The 18,461-nt window shown below is 64.8% G+C and carries 11 protein-coding genes and 1 tRNA gene; 5 read left to right on the top strand and 7 right to left on the bottom strand.

The features are described from left to right. Positions 1–421: 421 nt before the first annotated feature. From fliD to J7I12_RS08785, 3 genes are all read left to right on the top strand, one after another. On the top strand, positions 422–3,469 hold the full coding sequence (gene fliD, locus J7I12_RS08795; protein ID WP_118229298.1) for a flagellar filament capping protein FliD: 3,048 nt from the start codon (positions 422–424) through the stop codon (positions 3,467–3,469). A 41-nt stretch (positions 3,470–3,510) separates the two neighbouring features. Further along, positions 3,511–4,128: a flagellar export chaperone FliS gene (fliS, locus tag J7I12_RS08790; protein ID WP_118229297.1), complete on the top strand. Its 618-nt coding sequence runs from the start codon at positions 3,511–3,513 to the stop codon at positions 4,126–4,128. A gap of 222 nt (positions 4,129–4,350) precedes the next feature. Beyond that, on the top strand, positions 4,351–5,952 hold the full coding sequence (locus tag J7I12_RS08785; RefSeq protein WP_302413168.1) for a cobyric acid synthase: 1,602 nt from the start codon (positions 4,351–4,353) through the stop codon (positions 5,950–5,952). 12 nt (positions 5,953–5,964) lie between these two features. Here J7I12_RS08785 and J7I12_RS08780 read toward each other — a convergent pair whose 3' ends face one another. The 5 genes from J7I12_RS08780 to J7I12_RS08760 all read right to left on the bottom strand — a co-directional run bounded on the left by J7I12_RS08780 (position 5,965) and on the right by J7I12_RS08760 (position 15,867). Beyond that, on the bottom strand, positions 5,965–7,620 hold the full coding sequence (locus J7I12_RS08780) for an ABC transporter permease (protein ID WP_288908170.1): 1,656 nt from the start codon (positions 7,618–7,620) through the stop codon (positions 5,965–5,967). Next, positions 7,620–8,687 (bottom strand): ABC transporter ATP-binding protein, encoded by a 1,068-nt coding sequence (locus tag J7I12_RS08775; RefSeq protein WP_270229062.1) that lies wholly within the window; start codon positions 8,685–8,687, stop codon positions 7,620–7,622. Before J7I12_RS08775 ends, J7I12_RS08780 begins: the two co-directional genes overlap by 1 nt. Positions 8,688–8,799: 112 nt before the next feature. Further along, entirely contained in the window at positions 8,800–9,789 is a 990-nt protein-coding gene (locus J7I12_RS08770; RefSeq protein WP_288908166.1) for an extracellular solute-binding protein, read from the bottom strand. 286 nt (positions 9,790–10,075) lie between these two features. Beyond that, entirely contained in the window at positions 10,076–15,097 is a 5,022-nt protein-coding gene (locus J7I12_RS08765) for a 7TM-DISM domain-containing protein (RefSeq protein ID WP_498793564.1), read from the bottom strand. Between the two features lie 32 nt (positions 15,098–15,129). After that, on the bottom strand, positions 15,130–15,867 hold the full coding sequence (locus J7I12_RS08760; RefSeq protein WP_118229292.1) for a tetratricopeptide repeat protein: 738 nt from the start codon (positions 15,865–15,867) through the stop codon (positions 15,130–15,132). 254 nt (positions 15,868–16,121) lie between these two features. On the opposite strand from J7I12_RS08760, the gene J7I12_RS08755 reads away from it, so the two are divergent. Beyond that, positions 16,122–16,211 (top strand) — tRNA-Ser (locus J7I12_RS08755). A gap of 178 nt (positions 16,212–16,389) precedes the next feature. After that, entirely contained in the window at positions 16,390–16,929 is a 540-nt protein-coding gene (locus J7I12_RS08750) for a flavin reductase family protein (protein WP_288908342.1), read from the top strand. Between the two features lie 60 nt (positions 16,930–16,989). Here J7I12_RS08750 and J7I12_RS08745 read toward each other — a convergent pair whose 3' ends face one another. Both J7I12_RS08745 and J7I12_RS08740 read right to left on the bottom strand, forming a co-directional pair. Continuing rightward, positions 16,990–17,490 (bottom strand): AbrB family transcriptional regulator, encoded by a 501-nt coding sequence (locus J7I12_RS08745; RefSeq protein WP_118229290.1) that lies wholly within the window; start codon positions 17,488–17,490, stop codon positions 16,990–16,992. A 15-nt stretch (positions 17,491–17,505) separates the two neighbouring features. Further along, entirely contained in the window at positions 17,506–18,435 is a 930-nt protein-coding gene (locus tag J7I12_RS08740; RefSeq protein ID WP_288908345.1) for a bifunctional riboflavin kinase/FAD synthetase, read from the bottom strand. Positions 18,436–18,461: the final 26 nt, after the last annotated feature.

Below are 18,461 nucleotides of genomic sequence, written 5' to 3'. Positions count from 1 at the left end.
GAGCACGCTGCTTGTCAAAAGGCACTCAGCCGCAGCTCATGCGGTCTACCTGCAGCCAGCCTTTCCGCAAGGCCAGAATATACAAAGCCGCCACACCGCCGAAAACCAGCAGCAACACCAGCAAATCCGCCATATATCCTCCCTGGAGCTTTTTTTGTTTTGCACTCGCTCCGGCAACTGCACGGACAGGCGTCCACCGTAACGATACAATCGGTTATTATTAATAATAATTCCAAGTAAACCTGAAAGCAATGGCCTCAGGCCCTAAACTTGGACGATACGCCGCCGAAGATACGGGCAGAGGCAAACGCGTTTACGGCGGAAAAATCTTCCCCTGGCGCGCGTGCACGCTTTTTGCATTGTTTTTGGCAAACCGCGCCGTGCCGACGGCATGCGCGGCACATCGTGCGGGGAGGCGCCTATGGCCATCAGCATTTCCGGTTCCAACGCCATTTCCGGCCTGAGCGGCATGGATACTGATTTTGACGAGGTTCTCGCCAAACTGAAAGAGGTGGAATCCACCCAGCTCAACCGTCTGGAGGCCTGGAAGGACGACTGGAACCTGCGCTACGAGGCCTTTGGCGAAATCATCGGGCAGGTGCAGACCGCTCAGAATGTGCTCTCCAATCTGGCCAATAAAAATAATTTCGTCAGCAAAAACGTTACCAGCAGTGATGAAAATGTCGTCACCGCCGTGGCCAGCGCCTCGGCGCAGGACGTGCAGCACAACATCACGGTAAACCAGATGGCCAGCAACGCCGTCTGGGCCAATATGCACATCTACGATTCCAAAACGGAAATCATCAATACTTCCGGGGAAACCCAGACGTTTTCCTACACTTATGCGGGGACCACACACACCCTGGAAATAGCCCCCAAAACCACCCTGGAATCTTTCGCCAGCCTCATTAACGGCGATGTCGACAACCCCGGCGTCAAGGTCAGCCTGGTGCAGACCGGTTCCGGCTATGTGTTTCAGATGGCCGGCACGAGCACGGGCGAAGCCAACGACCTGGTCATCAACGACGCCGACCTGGTGGGCATGACCTCTGCCGGCGCGACCTCCTCCTGGCAGACCAACGGACTGCTGGCCCTGAACAAAACCATTACCGACCCCAACCAGTATGCCTATGATCTGCTTACGGAGGACGGCAACTGGTTTACGGTCAGCATCACCGGCGACAAAACCAATGAAGATCTGGTCAATCAGATCAACGCCCAGACCGGCCGCAGCGTAGCCAGTCTGGACCAGGACGGCAACCTGCAGTTTCAGGATGTCAAGGCCGTATACCGGCGCGATACTGAAGCGCAGGCAAGCCGCACCTCCGGCAGCACCACCCTGGGCATCGGTTCCAACCTCAAAGCCACGCTGAGCGCGGATACTACGGTCAGCTTCACGGTCAACGACGGCGCGGTGAGCAGCACCCACACGTTGGAACTCAAGGCCGGCGCTACCATGAAGGAAGCCCTGCTGCAGATTGCCCAGGCTGCGGGCAGCAGCAGCGCTGAGATGACCCTCAACAGCGCCGGCGGCTGGGAGATGAAGATCGCCAACGTCAGCGACCTTACTTTCAGCGCCGATGTGGGCATTACCCACAGTGAAACGACCGCCAACCTTGGGACGCGGCAGGACGACGCCAGTGAACTCTCGGCCAGCGTCAAGCTGACCTTCGACAAGGACATGCTGAGCCAGAAGCTGGGTGGCGACAGCGCCGACGGCAGCGACTACGAATATACCATTATCAAAACCGACGGCACTACGCAAAAGGTTACCATAGCCAACACGGCAACATACGACGATCTGCTGACGCAACTGGGCGGCACAACGTCCACCGACAGCGACGGCAACACCGTTGTCACCCTGGACGACACGGAGAATTTTTATCTCAGCAGCGGATTGGGCGGGGGCCTGGACGGCCTTGCCGTCAGCGTCCAGGCCACAACGCGGCTGACCGGCATGGATGGCAGCGCCACCATAGACGCCACGCAGCCGGAGCTGAGCTATTCCATTACCCTTAACGGTGGCGAAACCGTGACCGTGGACGGCATCGCCAGCGGATCCAGCATCAAAGACATTTACGAAAAAATTGCCGCAGCGCTGGACGGCACCGGCGCCACGGCCACCCTGGTGGACGCTGAGGGTAATGCCTGGGACGGCACGGACGCCACCGGTTCCTACTACCTCCAGGTCGGCAATGTCCAAAGCGTCAGCGGCCCCGGCATCAGCGGTCAGGTGGCTTCCTCTTCGGTCTGGAACATCCAGCGCGCCGCCAACGCCCGCTATACCGTGGACAACTGGCCCATGGAGATGGAGTCCGCCAGCAACAGCGTGAGCGACGTCATTGAGGGCGTGGTTTTCAGCATTCAGGATACGGGTACGGCCCGCATCAGCGTGAGCACGGACATTGCCTCGGTGGAGGAATCCATCCAGACTTTTCTGGACGCGGTAAACTCCGTTTTGCTGACCATCCAGGATTATACGAAGTACGATGAAACCAAGGAAACCACCTCCAGTGATCCCGACGATATAGGCAACGACAACTACAGCGCTTCACAGCTTACTTCCGAAAAAGGCGGTTTGCTGCAGGGCAACTACGGCGTGCAGCTTTTCGCCTCGCGCTTTTCCGGCCTTCTGGGCAGCTCTCCGCCAGGTTTCCAAAGCCGCACCAGCGCCACAGACCTGCTTTCGGGCGACGTGCTGGCCAACCTGGCCAACATGGGCATCAAGACCGACACCGACGAAAACAGCGATACTTACGGCCTGCTGGTCATAGCGCCCGAATCCAGCCTCGCTGCCCTGCAGCAGCTGGACCAGGAAAACTATGAGGACATGATCAACAACAACCTGGAAGCCGTGGTGGATTTTTTCTGCTCCAGCGGCACCGGGGCCAGCTCGTCCGCAGACTTTCGTTACAACAGCCATGTGGCCGGCATCACTAAGGGCGGCACGTATGACGTCAGCTATTCCGTGGATGCGGACGGCAATATAGAGCACGTCTATGTGGGCGGGGTGGAGGCCACCCGCGATACCAGCCAGCCCGGCTATTACTACAGTGTGGCCAGCGGTGACGCGCGCGGTCTTTCGTTGAGCATCGATGACCTCAGCGAAGGCGCCCACTCAGGGCAGATCCGCATCAAGGAAGGCCTGATCCCCACTGTCAACAGTTTTCTGAAAAGCGAACTGACCTACAACGACGTCAATGTCAGCGCCAATGCCACGGATGATCAGATCGCCGACGCGATATATCTCAAATCACAAAACGGCGCGCTGATGGTTTTGCAGGTAAACTACAAAACCATCATGGAAAATATTGAAGACAAAATTTCAAAAGAGCAGGACAGGCTTGAACTTTGGGAGTCTCGGCAAAAAACCTATTTTGCCAATCTTGAAACCCTGCTCAAGCAATACAGCACCATGCAAGATCAGCTGGAAACCCAGCTCAAGCAACTCTCCAGCAGCAGTGATTAGCAGCCACCAACCGTCGCCCCCAGGGGCTTGAGGATGAGACTATGAACAAAGCGGCGCAAGCCTATTTTCAAACCAATGTGGCCACCACCGACCAAGGGCAGCTTCTGCTCATGCTCTACGACGGCGCTCTCAAATACTTGCATCAGGCCCGTGACAAAATGCTGGCCAACGACTTTGCCGCCAAGGGCATGCTCATCTCTCGCGTCATTGACATCGTCAACGAGCTGGCCGCCTCCCTGAATATGGACAAGGGCGGCAGTCTTGCCGTGAACCTCAATAACCTCTATCTGCTCTGTACGGCCCGCCTGCTGCGCGCCAACCTCAAAATGGATCTGGAATCCCTGGACAGCGTGGAGCATATCCTTTCCGGCCTGCGCGACGCCTACGCCCAGATCATTGAAACCCCCGAGGCCAGACGGGCCGCCTCAGACATCGCCAGCCGCCTGCAGCCCCAGGGCGCGACCCTGCGCACGGCCCAGCCCATCCTGCCGCCCCGGTCCATAGGCGTGCCCAGTGCCCAGGCCCGCGCCGTCTATGGCCGCACGGCCGCCGCGGCCGGGGAAGAACCGCCGCAGGCCCGCGTCCAGGCCTTTACCCCTGCCCCCGAGCGGCCGGGCCGCCTGCCCGGAGCCTACGGCAAACTGCAAGGCGAGCGCTGAGCCGAAGCCGTTTGGTTTTGCGTACCTTCTTAAACGGGTAACGGCGCCCATTTTGGCGCTTGGCAGTGCAATGAACAGCACTGCCGCCTTGGCCCCGCCACCGGCGTTCTGTGTTGGCCCGCCGGTGACGGGCCAGGCTGCGTCAGCGCCTTTGCGCGGCTTGTGGCCCTGCGCCGCAAACGCTACACTGCGGCAAAAGCCTTTGATAAGGCAGGAATCTCCATGCCGCAGCGCCGTTTTTTCTCGCCGGGGCGGGCCGGTCTGCCCCCCGCCCTGATGTTTCAGGGCACCTGTTCCAATGCGGGCAAAAGCCTGCTCACAGCGGGCCTGTGCCGTCTGCTGGCCCGGCAGGGCTTGCGGGTAGCCCCCTTCAAGGCCCAGAACATGTCCCTCAATTCTTTTGTGACGGCGGAAGGGGGCGAAATGGGCCGGGCCCAGGTGCTGCAGGCCCTGGCCTGCGGCCTCGCGCCCGACGTGCGCATGAATCCCGTCCTGCTTAAGCCTACCTCGCAGATCGGCTCACAGGTGCTGGTGCTGGGGCGGCCCGTGGGGCAGATGCGCGTGGCCCAGTATCTGGAGTACAAGCCCAGGGCCTGGCGGGCTGTGTGTCGCGCCTACCGCGAGCTGGCGGCAGACCGGGACGTGCTGGTGCTGGAAGGCGCGGGCAGCCCGGCGGAAATCAATTTGCGCGCCCACGATATCGTCAATATGCGTATGGCCCGCTATGCCGGGGCGCGTGTGGCCCTGGTGGCGGATATAGACCGGGGTGGAGCTTTTGCGGCTCTGGCGGGTACCCTGGCTCTGCTCACCCGCGCGGACAGGGCGCGCGTTGCCGGGCTTATTCTCAATAAATTCCGGGGAGACGCCAGCCTGCTCACCCCGGCCCTCACGGCCATCAGCCGCCGCACGGGCAAGCCCTTTTGGGGCGTTGTGCCCATGCTGGAGGACCTGCGCCTGCCGGAGGAAGATTCCGTAAGTTTCAAGGCCGGGCTTACGCCCGGACTGCACGCGGGCGCGGGCGGGGAGGCGGCCGGGGGGCTGCTGGACGTGCTGGTCGTGGACCTGCCGCACATCAGCAACGCCACCGACCTGGACGCCCTGCGCAACGAGCCGGGCGTGCGCTTGCGGGTAGCCCGACGGACCGAGGACTGGGGTGCGCCTGAAGTCGTGCTCTTGCCCGGCAGCCGGAATACGGCGGCGGACGCCCGTTTTTTGCGCGCCGGCGGTCTGGCTGCGTCTGTTGTGGCTTTTGCGGCCCGCTGCCTGCGCACCGGGCGCGGGGCCTTGGTGGGCGTGTGCGGCGGCCTGCAACTACTGGGGGCGGAAATTCTGGATCCACTGGCCCTGGAAGAAGGCGGGCGGGAGGCAGGGCTCAATCTGCTGCCCCTGCGCACCACGCTGCAGGCGGCCAAGCAACTGCGCCGGACCACGGGCACGGCCCTGGCGGCGTTGACGGACGGCGAGGCGGACGCGGCCGTGACCGGTTACGAGATCCACCACGGCAGCACAGAAGTTGTGACCAGGGTGGCGCGTCTGCCCGCAGCGGGAGAGCCTACGGTGCTGTTGCGGGACGCGGCTGGCGCGGCCCTGGGCTGGGGCCTGTGCGACGCCGCGGGCCGCGCGCGGGTCTGGGGCAGCTATCTGCACGGCCTGTTTGACGCCGACGTTTTCCGGCACGCCTTTCTGGCTGCCCGGCGGGCAGAGGCCGGCCTGCCTCCGGCCCCTCAGGCCGCCTACGACCTGGGGCCGGAGCTGGATCGCCTGGCGGACTGTCTGGAGGCGGCTTTGGACCTGCCCGCCGTGTATGCCCAGCTGCGGTTGTAAAGGGGCTGTTCCTTACAGCGAGGTGGTCAGATCCTTGCCCAGCGCCTTGTTGAGAATAAACAGGGGCGCCAGTACGGAAACGATGAGGATGGCCCCGTAGGCCGAAGCCGGGCCAAAGTCACCGCTGCCGATATACTGAAAGACCTGTACGGTCATGGTGCTCCACGGTCCGTAATAGAGGACGATGGTGGAGCTCAGTTCCGCCAGGGTTGTCACCCACATGATGATGGCCCCGGCCGCCACGCCGGGCAGCATGGCGGGCACCACCACCTTGAGAAAGGTCCGCAGAGGGGGCACGCCCAGGCTGATGGAGGCCTCTTCTACCGAAACCTCGATCTGTCGCAGCAGGGCGGAAGTGGTTTTGACGGAAAAGGGCGTTTTGCGGATGAAGTAGGCCAGCACAATGATCATCCAGGTGCCGGTGAGCACCACAGGGCCCGTATTGTAGGTGGCCGCCAGGGCGATGCCCAGCACGGATCCGGCAATGACCAGGGGCAGCATCATGGCCAGGTCCAGAGCATAGCCGATGACCCCGCCCTTGCGCACTACCAGGTAGCTGACGGCCAGGCCGAAAACCATGCCGATGACCGTGGCTGTGGTGGACAAAAAGAAGGAATTGAGGATGGGCCGGGGGGCGACCTTCAGGGCGATGAGCAGGTTGTCCAGCGTAAACTGGCCGTAGTAGAGGACCGGTCCGTTGGTTTTGGTCACAGCCGCCACCATGACCATGACAAAGGGCGCCAGGGAAATAAAGACGACAAGGGCGCAAAAGCCCCAGGCCAGCGCCCTGCCCAGGGGGGGCAGGGTTTTGATTTCCGGCGGGCGCAGCGCGGACATGGCGTAATTTTTTCGTTCCACCCACAGCTTCTGCAGCACGGTGAGGGCCAGGGTAACCACCACCAGCACGGTGCTCAGCGTGCCCGCCATGGAAGGGTTGCCGCCCATTTCGCTGACAAACTCGCTGTAGGCCTGCTCTGCCAGCACCTTGTAGTCGTTGCCGATGATGGTTGGCACGCCGAAGTTTTCAATGGACATGCAAAAAACGATCAGCGCGCCGGAGGCTATGGCCGGCGTGACCACCGGCAGGGTTACGGTGCGGAAAACCCGCCAGGGCGAAGCGCCCAGGTTGCGGGCGGCTTCTTCCAATGAGCGATCCACGGAATTGATGGCCGCGCCCACCATGAGAAAGACAAAGGGGAAAAATTGCAGGGTAAACACCAGCACCACGCCCTGCCAGCCGTAGATGCTGGGGATGTGCAACCCCAGATCGGCAAAAAAACGGGTGATGATGCCGTTGCGGCCCAGAAGCAGCAGCCAGGCTTCCGCGCCGATAAAGGTGGGCAGAATGAGCGGCAGGGTGCCCAGTGTGCGCAGCGCGGTAGCGCCGGGCAGTTTGTAGCGGGTGGTAAAAAAGGCGAAGGGCACGCCGATGAGCACGCTGAAGAAGGTGGCCAGGCCGCTCATGAACAGGCTGTTCCACAGGCAGCGGCGGTAAAAGGGCGTGGTAAACACGCTCAGGTAGTTGTCCCAGGTAAAGGCCCCAGTTTCCGCGCTGAGCAGGCTGGCCTGAAAAATGGCGTACATGGGGTACACCACCAGCAGTACAAGCGTCAGCGCCGCCAGCAGAAAAATCAGGTTCCAGACGGAAAAAAGTTTGCGCAGGGCCATCAGCCTTCCACCCTGACCGGGCTGGTCGGCGCGAAGCAGAGCCGAATTTTGTCGCCTGGTTGTTTGGTTTCACCGCCGCGCAGGGCGGGCACGTCCACTCGCAGCACCGTGCCCAGCGCCGCCACATGGCAGACCAGGGTGGCCCCCAGAAACATGACGTCGCGCACCCGCCCGGTAAAGGCATTGGGCGCTGCGGCGTCGGGGGCGATTTCGCGCAGCCAGTCCGGGCGCAGCATCAGGTGCACGGGTTCGCTCAGGCCGGGGTCGTCCATAACAACGTCAAACTCCGTCTCGTCGCACAGCATTCTGGCCGTGCGGCGCGGCGCATCCCAATCCAGAGGGCGCATTTCCAGCATATTGCAGGCGCCCATGAATTCCGCCGTAAACCTGTTGACGGGCGAGAAATAGATGCCCCGCGGGCTGTCCACCTGCTGCAGCTTGCCGTTGTAAAAAATGGCTATCCTGTCGGACACGGCCATGGCTTCTTCCTGGTCGTGGGTCACATAGATGGTGGTGATGCCGAGGCTCTGCTGTATCTGGCGGATTTCTTCGCGCATGGTCACGCGCAGTTTGGCGTCCAGGTTGGACAGGGGCTCGTCCATGAGCAGCACGTCGGGGCGGATGACCAAGGCGCGGGCCAGGGCCACGCGCTGCTGCTGCCCGCCTGAGAGCTGGCGGGGGTAGCGGTCACGCAGGTTGAGAAGCTGCACGGCCTCCAGAATTTCCTCAACCCGGCTGCGTATGGTCGTGTGGGGAAGCCTGCGCGCCGCCATACCGTAGGCCACATTGTCAAAAACCGTCATGTGCGGGAACAGAGCGTAGTTCTGAAAGACCATACCCGTGTTGCGCAGGTGTGCGGGAGCGTTCAGGATGGATGTGCCGTCAAAGCGGATGTCGCCGCTGTCGGGGTCGTTAAAGCCGGCTATCATCCGCAGCAGGGTGGTTTTGCCGCAGCCGCTGGGGCCCAGAAGGGTAAAAAATTCGCCGTCGCCGATCTTCAGGTTTACCTTGTCGACCACCCGCAGCTGGCCGAACTGTTTAACAACATCCACTAACTCAATGTGCACTGGCGTATCCTTCTTGAACGTCCTCAAGAGCCGCGCTGAGGTGGTATCAGCAGAACGGTCGTACTCCAGACGCATCCCGGGCGCGGCCTGCGCCGCACCCGGGAAAATACGCCTACGGCTTTTGCAGAACCTGTTTTTTCCACCAGCCCAGGAGCTGTTTTTGCAGCGCGTTGGCCTCGGCGGGATCATAGCTCTGCAGCAGCGTGATGTTTTGCAGTGTGGGCATGCCCGCCACGGCAACGGCGTCGGGCCGGGCGGGGCGGCGGAAGTATTTCTGGAAGATGCCGTCCACCACAGGCTGGGAGAGCAGATAGTCCACCAGGGCTTTGGCCTCCTGCGGGTGTTTGCAGCCGGCAATGACGGCCGCGCCTTCAGGGGCGGCGATGACGCCGTCGGCGGGGTAGATGACGCGCACGTCCTGCGCGCCGCCGGCCACATAGCGGTGGGCGGCGTATTCCATAGTTATGGCCAGGGGAAATTCCCCTTCGGCGGTGCCCTTGTATACGAGGCTGGAGCTGTCCAGAATTTTAACGTTATTGAGCAGTTGCTTCAGCCCGTCCCAGCCGTAGAGTTTGTATATGCCGTAGACCTGCGCGTAGGCCGAGCCGGATTTCAGGGGGTTGGCCATGACCACCTTGTCTTTCCATTTGGGGTCCAGCAGATCCTTCCAGGTTTTGGGCATGTCTGCGGTCGGCACCAGCCGGGTGTTGGCCATGATGATCATCAGGTGCATGTTGGCGGCGGTCCAGCGGTGGTCTTTTTCCACAAAGGCCGGGGGCAGCACGGCGGCTTCGGGCGAAGCGTAAGGCATGAAGTCGGCCTTGGCGTTATCCAGTACGGCCACGTCGCCGCTCCAGAACACATCGCAAAGGGGGTTGGCCCTTTCTGCGGCGATACGCTTCATGGCTTCGCCGGTGCCCATGCGCACCACGGTGAGCTTGATGCCGGTTTTCTTTTCAAAATCCAGCGAGATGGCGTCCAGCATGTCGGGCTGGTTGGAGGAGTAGAGGACTACTTCCCTGGCTACGGCCGCAGTGGCCAGGCAGAGCGTCAAGGCCACCAGAACAAGCAGGGAACAAAGTTTTTTACTGCAAGCGTTCATGCAATCCCCCCCGGCAATGGGTCATAAAAAAGGAACAGGCATCTGACAATAATAACAAAATACGCTTCAAAAATCTTAAGGTCAAGGTTTGCGGGGCGTATAGCTGAGCTCCCTGGCCGTGCTGTTGCCTGAGCTTTGCGGCATGTGTCCGTTTTTAAGCGTGCGCCCGCCCGCCATGACCGCGCCTGCCGCACGATGCGGGGACGCCCGGCACAGCTCTGCGCGGGAGATTTTTGCGGCACGGGGGACGGTTGCAGGCAAAAGTCCCCCATGCCGTAAAAGTGTTTTATCCCCCCAGGCCGTGGGGATTGAGGGCGATGCGGTTGCGTTCCACGGCCACGGCCAGTTCCGGCAGCAGGTCGTGGAGCGCGTTCATGTCGCTGGCGCGGGCGGCGCGTTCCACGCAACGGGCCATGCGGGCCAATACGCGGAAGCCGAAGGCGTCCGATTCTGCGGCAATGCGGGCGGCGGCTTCGCCCACCACGGGGCAGCGCCGGTTGCGGTAGCCTTCCTGCGCGTCTTCCATGGCGGCGTCCAGGCGCTCCACCAGACGGATCAGCGTGGCGTCTTCCTTGGGCGGGGCGGAGAAAGGCGTTGCTTGGGGCGTTGAAGTTGCCAGGGATTGCTGCGCAGGCGGCGCGTCCCGCTCTGGAGCCTGCGGTGGGGCTTGCGTGCGAGCGGCTGGCCTGGAAGAAGGCGCGGCGGACTGCGCCGCAGCCCCTGACACGGCTGCAGAAGGCTGCATTTTCGCAGAAGGCGCGGCCCCGGCGATGAAATTGACGATGGAGGTCTGCTGGCCATTGGCGGCGTTGGCGGCTGTGGAGTGCGCCGCTGCAGCCGGAGCCGCCGTGGGGGGGGGGACGGCCAGGGGGTCTGCAGGCGGAGAGGCGTGGTCGCTCAGGCCGCCCAGAAGTTTCAGGATGAGCCTGCCTGCGGCGGTGCGGGGCATGTCTCGCGGCGGCACGGTCTGGGGGGGCTGTTCCGGCAGGCCCGTGAGGGTCAGGGGGGCGGGCTGCCCGGCTGTTGGCGGCACGGCGGGTGTGGATTTGGGGACGGGCCACGGGGTAGAGGTCACGCGCACAGTCTGCCGCGGTGCAGCGGGCTGGGGGGAAGTGCCGGTCTGCCGGGACGTTGCCGCAGGCCGCGCGTCTGCCTCTGCAGCGGAGGCGGCGGGCTTTGAGGTCATGGGCATGGGCTCGCCCACCCATTCGCCGGCGGTGGCAATGCTGGGGCTCACATAGCGCCGGTGGTCCTGTGCGGACGACGCGGGCTGTGGGTTTGCAGCGGCTGTCGTGCGCGGTGGGGCGTCCACAGCCTTGGGCGCGGCAGCCGGAGAGCGGGCCGGGTTCACGGGCGTGCCCACAGGCATGGGTTCGCCCACCCATTCGTCGGCCAGGTCGTAGTTTGCCCAGCCTGCCGGGCCAGGCATGGCTTGGGCGGCGTTGGGCGGGACAAAGCCGGCCTGGGGTGCGGACGGGGCGGAATCCGACGGGTCTGCAGCGGCCTTAAAAGGCGCGGTGGCCTCAGAAGAAGGCGCGGGCGTTGCCGCCTTTGGCAGGGGCTCCTCCGGCTGCGCGGGCAAAGAGGGGGCCGGCTTGGTCTGGGGGGCGACGTCCGTGGCCTGTCCGGCGGGGATGTCGGTGGACGCCGGGACGGGGGTTGGCCCGGACGGCGCGGCATCGGCTGTGCCCACCGGGGTGAGTACGGCCTCGCCGGGCCGCTGCGCCAGCAGCGCGCCTGCCGCAGCGGCGGAAACTGTGGGTTCCTCCCACTGGGGGCCGCCCAGCCCGGCGGCAACCAGAAATTCGTCCTGCGGCGCGGCTTCTTCCGGCAAGCGCGCTTCCGGCCCGGCCTCCTCCGGCGCAAAGGTTGGCGGTGAAGCGGCGTCGGTTGCGGTCGGGCTCTCCGCAATGACGGCTGCGTCCGCCGGCGTATCAGGCTTGTGCGCAGGGTCGGTCATGGCCGCCGTTGCGGCGTCCGGCGCGGGGCCATCCGTCGCGGCCGCCATGTTGTCCATGTCCGGCTGGTTCGCCAGAACAACAGCGGGCGCAGACAAGGGCGCGGCTTCCAGGCGTGACGCCGCCGCTTCCGGCGGTACGGGGGCTTCCGGGCGGTCGTCCGCGTTGTCCGTCGTCTGCGCCGGGGATGCGGCGTTCTCCTGCGATGTTCTGGCCGTGCGGGCAGCGACCTGTTCCTGCCCCAAAGCAGGGACTGTCGCCACAAGTGCGGCAGGCGCGGCTTTGGGGGCGGCGCCAAAGGGATCTGGCCCGAACAGATCGGGCAGCGGACTGTCTGCCGTCGCCTGGGCTGCTTCCGGCGCAGGCGCTTCTTCGGCTGGCGGCGCGAGGTGCTCCGGATCCGTTGCGTACCGTGCCGCACGAGCGGCGTCCACTGTTTCCGCCGCCTGCGGGTTGGCTGGGGCGAGCGTGGGGGATGCTTCCGCCCGCGGGGAGGCCTCTGCGTCAGGTACGGCCGGGATTGCCGCGGGGGTCAAGGCCGCGCCCTGTTGCGGCGGGTTCAGAACCGGGTCTGGCCCCTCAGAGCCGCTGTGTGTGGGAATGACGACGGGGGGCGTTGCGTCTGTCTGCGTCACCTCCGGTTCCGGCTGTGGGCCGAAAAGGTCCGGCAAGGGGGCAGCTGTGCCGTGGGCGGGAGGGGCGGCGTCTTCGCGGGGCGCGTCTTGGTGCGGCGCGTCTTGGGGAAGCGCGTCGGGCCTTGGCTGCAGGCCGGCTTCGTCCAGAACCTCGCGCAGCGTGGCGGTAAAGGCGGCGGCGTCCAGAGGCGTCAGCAGGGCGTGGGTGTACCCCGTTTCCGCCAAAGCGTCCCAGTGGCGTTGGTTGGGCGTTACGGCCAGGGCCTTGAACACGGGCAGGCCTGCGCGGCGGGCTTCAGCCTCAAAGCGCCCCAGCAGATCGGCCTGAGCCGGACCGTATTGCGGGCGCAGGGCCGTGAGCAGTACGGCGGGGGTGGCGGCATTGCGGCGCAAAGCCTCTTCCAGATCCGGGGCCGCCAGGCAAAGGCAGCCCTGTTCCCGGCACAGACTGGTCAGAGATTCCTGCTCTTCGGCGTCCGCGCCCACTACTGCCACTGTGGGGGTGGGCGCAGGGGCCTCCTCTTCTTCCTCCGCTTCCAGGGGCGTGAGGCGCAGGGTAAAGGCAATGGACGCGCCCTGCGGCCCGCTGTCCACAGTAAGGTAACCGTTGCAGACGCCGGCCAGCTCCCAGGCGCGGAGCAGGGCTTGGCCCGAACGGCTGCGCGGCGGCAGGCCCGCGCCCGTATCTGTAACGGTAAAGAGCAGGTGGCCGGGGTCCGCGCTTTCGGGCACGCGCCGCACGGTCAGGTGTACGGCCCCGTGGGCCGTGGCGCGTACGGCGCTTTCCAGCAGGCCGTCCAGCACCTGGCGCAGGGCTTGGCCCGGTCCTTCATACATATGTCCCAAAAGGGGCGGCAAATACCACGCCAGGCCTATGCCCGCGTTTTCCGCCGCCACGGATACGGCGTCGTGGGCTTCGCGCACCAGGTGCTGCAGGTTGAAGGCTGTACGGGCCGGCGGGCCGGCGGGGGCCTGGGCAAGCGCGCCGGGATTGTCCAGGACGCGCGCCAGTTCGTCGGCGGCGCTGCGCAGATTCTCTGCGTGTTGGCGCACGGCCGGCGGCAGTGCGCAGCCCAGCAGGGCCGTGCCCTCCCGCAAGATTTTTTCCAGCGGCGGGCGCAGGGCTTCTCTGTGCGCCGCCGTTGCCGCGTCGGCGGAACGCGTGGGCGTAGGGGCTGCGGGCATGGGGGCTGCGGACGGAGACCAGTCCGAGCCATCGGGCAGGCCGGAAAGGTCCGACAGCGCATCGCCAGACGCGGGCTCCAGGCTGGGGAGCAGACGCAGATTGGGGTCATCCAGGGGCTGGTCCAGGATGATGACATCCGGGTTTCCGGAGGCGGCGGATGCCGTCTGGCCGGGCTGAACGGGATCTGTCGCCAAAGCCAGCAGGGGGTCGGCTGCGGGTGCGGCGGCCTTTGTCTGCGCGGCGGCCATGTCTCTGGGCTGGCCCGTGCCCGCGATGAGCAGGGCGCTCAAGGCCGTGCCCCAGAGCGGGGCCGCGGCCAGCAGCCCGGCCGCGTAGCCTTGGTCCAGCCCCAGAATGCTGGCGGCCACGAACAGCGGCGGCACCAGGCAGCCCAGCAGAAAGCGCCGCGCCCCGCCCAGGCCCATAAGCGCCCCGGCCAGGGCCGTGGGCACAAACAGCAGGGCGCCTGCGGGCCAGAGCGCCAGGTAGCGGATCAGCCAGCCGTAGCCGGGCAGCAGCGGCAGCAGGGCCAAGGCCGCGCCGGGCAGGGAAAGCAGCAGAAACTGTACGTCCAGGGCGCGGGAGCGGCCGCGGGTGCGCAGCAGGTGCCGTCCCACATGGGGCAGCAGCATGAGGGCCAGGCCCGGCGAAAGTACGGCGGCTGCCTCAGCCGGGGTTATGCGGCCTTCGCCGTAGGCGGGCATGCCCAGTACGGCCTGGAGCAGGGCCATGCCCACATACAGGGCTGTCCAGGCGCGCCACTGGCCTTTTTCTGAAAGGCCGCGCAGCAGGCAAAGCAGCAGCACTACGCCCAGAGCCAGCACGGCCGCCGTGCCCGCCAGGCTGTCCCAGTTGCTGGCGGCGTCCTGCGGGGTGCGGAGCGTGGGCGCAAACCACGGCCCCGGCAGGCCGTCCAGGCGCAGGAAGCAGGTCCGGGGCTGGTCGGCGGCTTCAGGCAAAAGCAGCACATTGCGCTGGCTGGGCCTGGTTTCGCGCCAGGCGGCGGCCTGGGTCAGGGGGTCGGTGTACGGCGCGTAGAGCACGGGGTCTGCCGGTACGGCGGGGCCCAGGTCCAGCAGCAGGGTGGGCGGGCGCAGCCCTTGCGGCAAGGGGGCAAGGGTAAAGCGTAACCAGAGCACGCCCGTGGTTCGGGGCAGGGCCTGGAGCGTCAGGGGCCGGAAGGCGGCGTTGTTGGCCGGGGCCGCCACTTCATCTACGTCCATGCTGCCCGTGGGGTCCAGAAATGCTTCAAGATAGGGCAGCAGGCCCATGTGGGGCGCGGCGGGCGTGGGCGGTATGGGCCCCGCGGTCACGCGGCAGGGCAGGACGCAGAGGCAGAGCAGGCAAAGCAGCAGAACGCCGACCTGCCGGAGTTTCGTCTTCCGGGCCGTGTCAAGGGCGGCAGGCGCGCAGGGGGAGGCTGCTGCAGGGCGGGGGTACGGGATGACGGTAGTGTGGATGACGCCGGATCCGCGCCGGGATGGGGTCTGCCCGGGAGAACGGCCCGGGCCGGGAAAAAATGCAGTCATGGGTGCTCCGCCTGTATCTTTGCCAAGGGCGCTTACTGCAATTGCCGGATGAGATCGGCCACCGCCTTGCCGTCAGGAGCGTGCGCCGCGGGGTTGACCGCCAGCAGGCGCTGCCAGGCTTTGAGCGCTTCATTTTTGCGCTTGAGGTCGTAGTAGAGGACCACGCCCTCGTTGAACATGGCGTTTTCATGACGCGGATTAACGGTGGAGGCGCGGCGGAAGTCGGCCACGGCCTTTTCAAATTCTCCCAGTTCCCGGTGCATGATGCCCAGGTCGGTGAGCACGTCGGGGTCGTCCGGAGCCAGAGCCAGGGACCGCTCATAGGCGGATGCGGCCTTGCGGGCCTGCCCTGTGTCAAAGTAGAGGTTGCCCAGGCTGGTCCAGAGGGCGGCCTTGTCCGGGGCGGCGAGCACGGCTTTTTCCAACTCCGCGATTTTGGCGGCGAGCTCCGGCGGCATGGGCGGTTGGTTTTCCTGTGCGGCAGAAGGCGCGGCAGAAGGCGCTGGCGGGGCCGCGGGCGCGGCCTGTCGTCCGGGGCCGGAATCCGACGCGGGCGCAAACAGGGCAGGCGCCAGAGAGCCCACATAGAGGCCCAGCACCAGGGCCAGAGCTACGGCCAGGCCGAAGACCAAGGGGCTGACGGCGCGCTTGTGCGGCGTGCCGTCCGTTCCTGGCGCGGAGGAATCCTGCCCGGCGGCGGGGGCCTGCCTTGCGTCCGGGGTGGACTTGGGGGTGGGGGCGTCGCCCTTGTTGCTCTGTGCACTGGCCATGAAAAACCTCCTGACAGCCGACGCGCGGCCGGTTTACCTGCAAGGCAGCCTACAACCTGCGTCAGAAAGTGGCAAGTCCGCCGGGGCCGGGGCTGCTCTTACGGCTGGCGCGCCGCCCCCTTGAGGCTTCATAAAAAGGGTTGGGCGCGCGCGGAAGTTCGCGCGCTTTTCATTTGAATATTGCGGCTGTTCCGGGTATGCTGTGCGGGCTCTGCGGGCGGGTTCGGCTGTGTCGGCGGCCCGGCGCGAGCTGCGGAGGGATGGCAGAGCGGTTGATCGCGGTGGTCTTGAAAACCATTTGGGGTTTACGCCCCACGGGGGTTCAAATCCCTCTCCCTCCGCCAGAATATGGCTCCACAAAGCCCTGCAAGGCCTATCGCGCCTTGTGGGGCTTGTTTTATTATTCCCTGCTGCGTCCCGGCCAACGCCGCCCCGCCGCCCTTGGCCGCGCTGCGGAAAAGCGGTACAGTGACGCCGTGGGCAAAGCATTATCCCTCTTGCAACAGGAATATGGTGCATCCAATGGAAAAAATGAAAATCGTCCCTTTTGACTACGCCAAAGACATTTTTGCGGCCCTGCCCAAGGGCGTGTTGCTCACCACCAAGGCCGGCGACAAGGTCAACAGCATGGTCATCGGCTGGGGAACCCTGGGCCTTGAGTGGCAGACCCCCATTTTTATTGCCTTTGTGCGCGAACACCGCTTTACCAGGGAGCAGCTGGACAAGAATCCGGAATTTACCGTCAACGTGCCGGTGGGTCCGTACGACAAAAAAATCATCGGCGTGTGCGGGGGCAAGTGCGGCAGGAATATGGACAAGATCCAGGCGGCCGGGCTCACGCTGGTTGCGCCGGAGGTCGTGTCCGTGCCGGCCGTCAGGGAGTTTCCGTTGACGCTGGAATGCAAGGTCGTCTACAGCCAGCAGCAGGATCTGGCCGCCCTGACTCCAAAGTTTAAGGACGCCTGCTATCCGCAGGATGTGGACGGCTCTGCCGTGGGTTCCAACCGGGACGCACATATCGCCTATTACGGCGAAATCGTCAGCGCGTACATCCTCAAGTAGATTTCTTGCGAAACGGCGAAGGACGCCTTTGAGGGCAGCGTGTTCCTGAAGGCGTCCTTTTTATTTGATGAAGACCCCCAGCACGCGGCCCACCAGCGGGGCCAGCAGTACAATGGTGTAGATGCGCACCAGATGGTAGACCATGACTATGGGCGCTTCCTGTCCTGTGCCGCCCGAAAGAGCCACCATGGCATTGAAGCCGCCGGGGCTGGTGGCCAGATACGCGCCGCCCACGGAGAGCGCCCCGCTGCGCGCTACAACCCAGGTGCAGATAATCCCTGCCAGCATGATCATGCTGGTGGAAAGCAACATCACCGGCCAGGTGTCGCGTACCGCCTCCAGCATGCCGGGGTTGTACATATTGCCCACCAGAACGCCCACGCAGCCATAGACCACAAACCTGAGCCAGTGCGGCGTGGGCGGCGTGGTGACGCTGCCCATGCTTTTGAACAGGATGACAGCCAGCATGGCTCCGGTCATGGCCCCGCCGGGCAGGTTAAAGTGGTCAAACAGAGCGCTGCCGACCAGCCCTACCACAAACAGCAAGACAATAGTTCCCATAGGCGTGTCCTCGGTTTATCCCCGCGCAGCGGCCGCCAGCGTGCGGCGGGCGGCGGCCACATCCGCATTGATCTGGGCTTTAAGCTCCTCTGCGTCGGCAAAGCGGCGTTCGTCGCGCAGGCGGTCCACAAAATCCAGGCGCAGGGTCCGGCCGTAGAGGTCGGGGCAGTTTTCCAATAAAAAAGCCTCCACCGTGAGCTCGTTGCGGCCAAAGGTGGGCTTGTGTCCCACGTTGGTCACCGAGGGCCAGACGCGGCCTTCCAGGGTTACGCGGGTGGCGTAGACGCCCCTGGCGGGCAGGACTACCTGCGGGTACTGGAGGTTGGCGGTGGGAAAGCCGAGCCCTTTGCCGCGGCCGTCGCCGTGAACCACGGGCCCGCTGAAGCCGTGGCAGCGGCCCAGCAGTACGGCGGCCTCGCGCACGTCGCCCCGGCCGATGAGCCTGCGCAGGGCGGTGGAGCTCACCACCGTGCCGTCCACAACCACAGGGGCGAGCTGCTCCACGCTGAAGCCTGCTTCCGCGCCCAGGTTGCGCAGCACGTCCACATGGCCGCCGCGGTTGCGGCCCAGGGAAAAATCATAGCCCACCACCAGACGGCGCAGATTCATGGGCAGCAGATAGCGGCGCACAAAGGCGGCCGCGTCCAGGGCGGCCAGGTCGCGGTCGAAAGGCAGCTCCAGCACCTGCGGCACGCCCAGTTGGGTCAGCCGGTCCAGGCGGTCCTGCCTGGTGCACAGGGGCATGTGCCCCTGGTCGGGAAAGAGCACCAGCCGGGGGTGGGGCCAGAAGGTCAGCACCACAGGGGCAAGCCCGTCCTGCCTGCAAACTTCCAGCGTGCGGCGGATAAGGGCCTGATGCCCCAGGTGCAGTCCATCAAAATTGCCGATGGTGACGCCCGTACCGGCGGGCGCGCCGAGAGACGCCACAGTATGTGCGATGTTCATGGGTCCGCAGATTCCCGGTCTTGGCC

This window comes from Desulfovibrio diazotrophicus (assembly GCF_902498985.2).
Classification (GTDB): Bacteria; Desulfobacterota; Desulfovibrionia; order Desulfovibrionales; family Desulfovibrionaceae; genus Desulfovibrio; species Desulfovibrio legallii.
This window is presented reverse-complemented; position numbering and strand designations above follow the sequence as displayed.

Bases quoted from the DNA above. Each gene is read 5' to 3' on its own strand.
- fliS (WP_118229297.1), top strand. From the start codon at position 3,511: ATGAACAAAGCGGCGCAAGCCTATTTTCAAACCAATGTGGCCACCACC.
- J7I12_RS08740 (WP_288908345.1), bottom strand. From the start codon at position 18,435: ATGAACATCGCACATACTGTGGCGTCTCTCGGCGCGCCCGCCGGTACG.
- J7I12_RS08770 (WP_288908166.1), bottom strand. From the start codon at position 9,789: ATGAACGCTTGCAGTAAAAAACTTTGTTCCCTGCTTGTTCTGGTGGCC.
- J7I12_RS08760 (WP_118229292.1), bottom strand. From the start codon at position 15,867: ATGGCCAGTGCACAGAGCAACAAGGGCGACGCCCCCACCCCCAAGTCC.
- J7I12_RS08785 (WP_302413168.1), top strand. From the start codon at position 4,351: ATGCCGCAGCGCCGTTTTTTCTCGCCGGGGCGGGCCGGTCTGCCCCCC.
- J7I12_RS08750 (WP_288908342.1), top strand. From the start codon at position 16,390: ATGGAAAAAATGAAAATCGTCCCTTTTGACTACGCCAAAGACATTTTT.
- J7I12_RS08745 (WP_118229290.1), bottom strand. From the start codon at position 17,490: ATGGGAACTATTGTCTTGCTGTTTGTGGTAGGGCTGGTCGGCAGCGCT.
- fliD (WP_118229298.1), top strand. From the start codon at position 422: ATGGCCATCAGCATTTCCGGTTCCAACGCCATTTCCGGCCTGAGCGGC.
- J7I12_RS08765 (WP_498793564.1), bottom strand. From the start codon at position 15,097: ATGACTGCATTTTTTCCCGGCCCGGGCCGTTCTCCCGGGCAGACCCCA.
- J7I12_RS08780 (WP_288908170.1), bottom strand. From the start codon at position 7,620: ATGGCCCTGCGCAAACTTTTTTCCGTCTGGAACCTGATTTTTCTGCTG.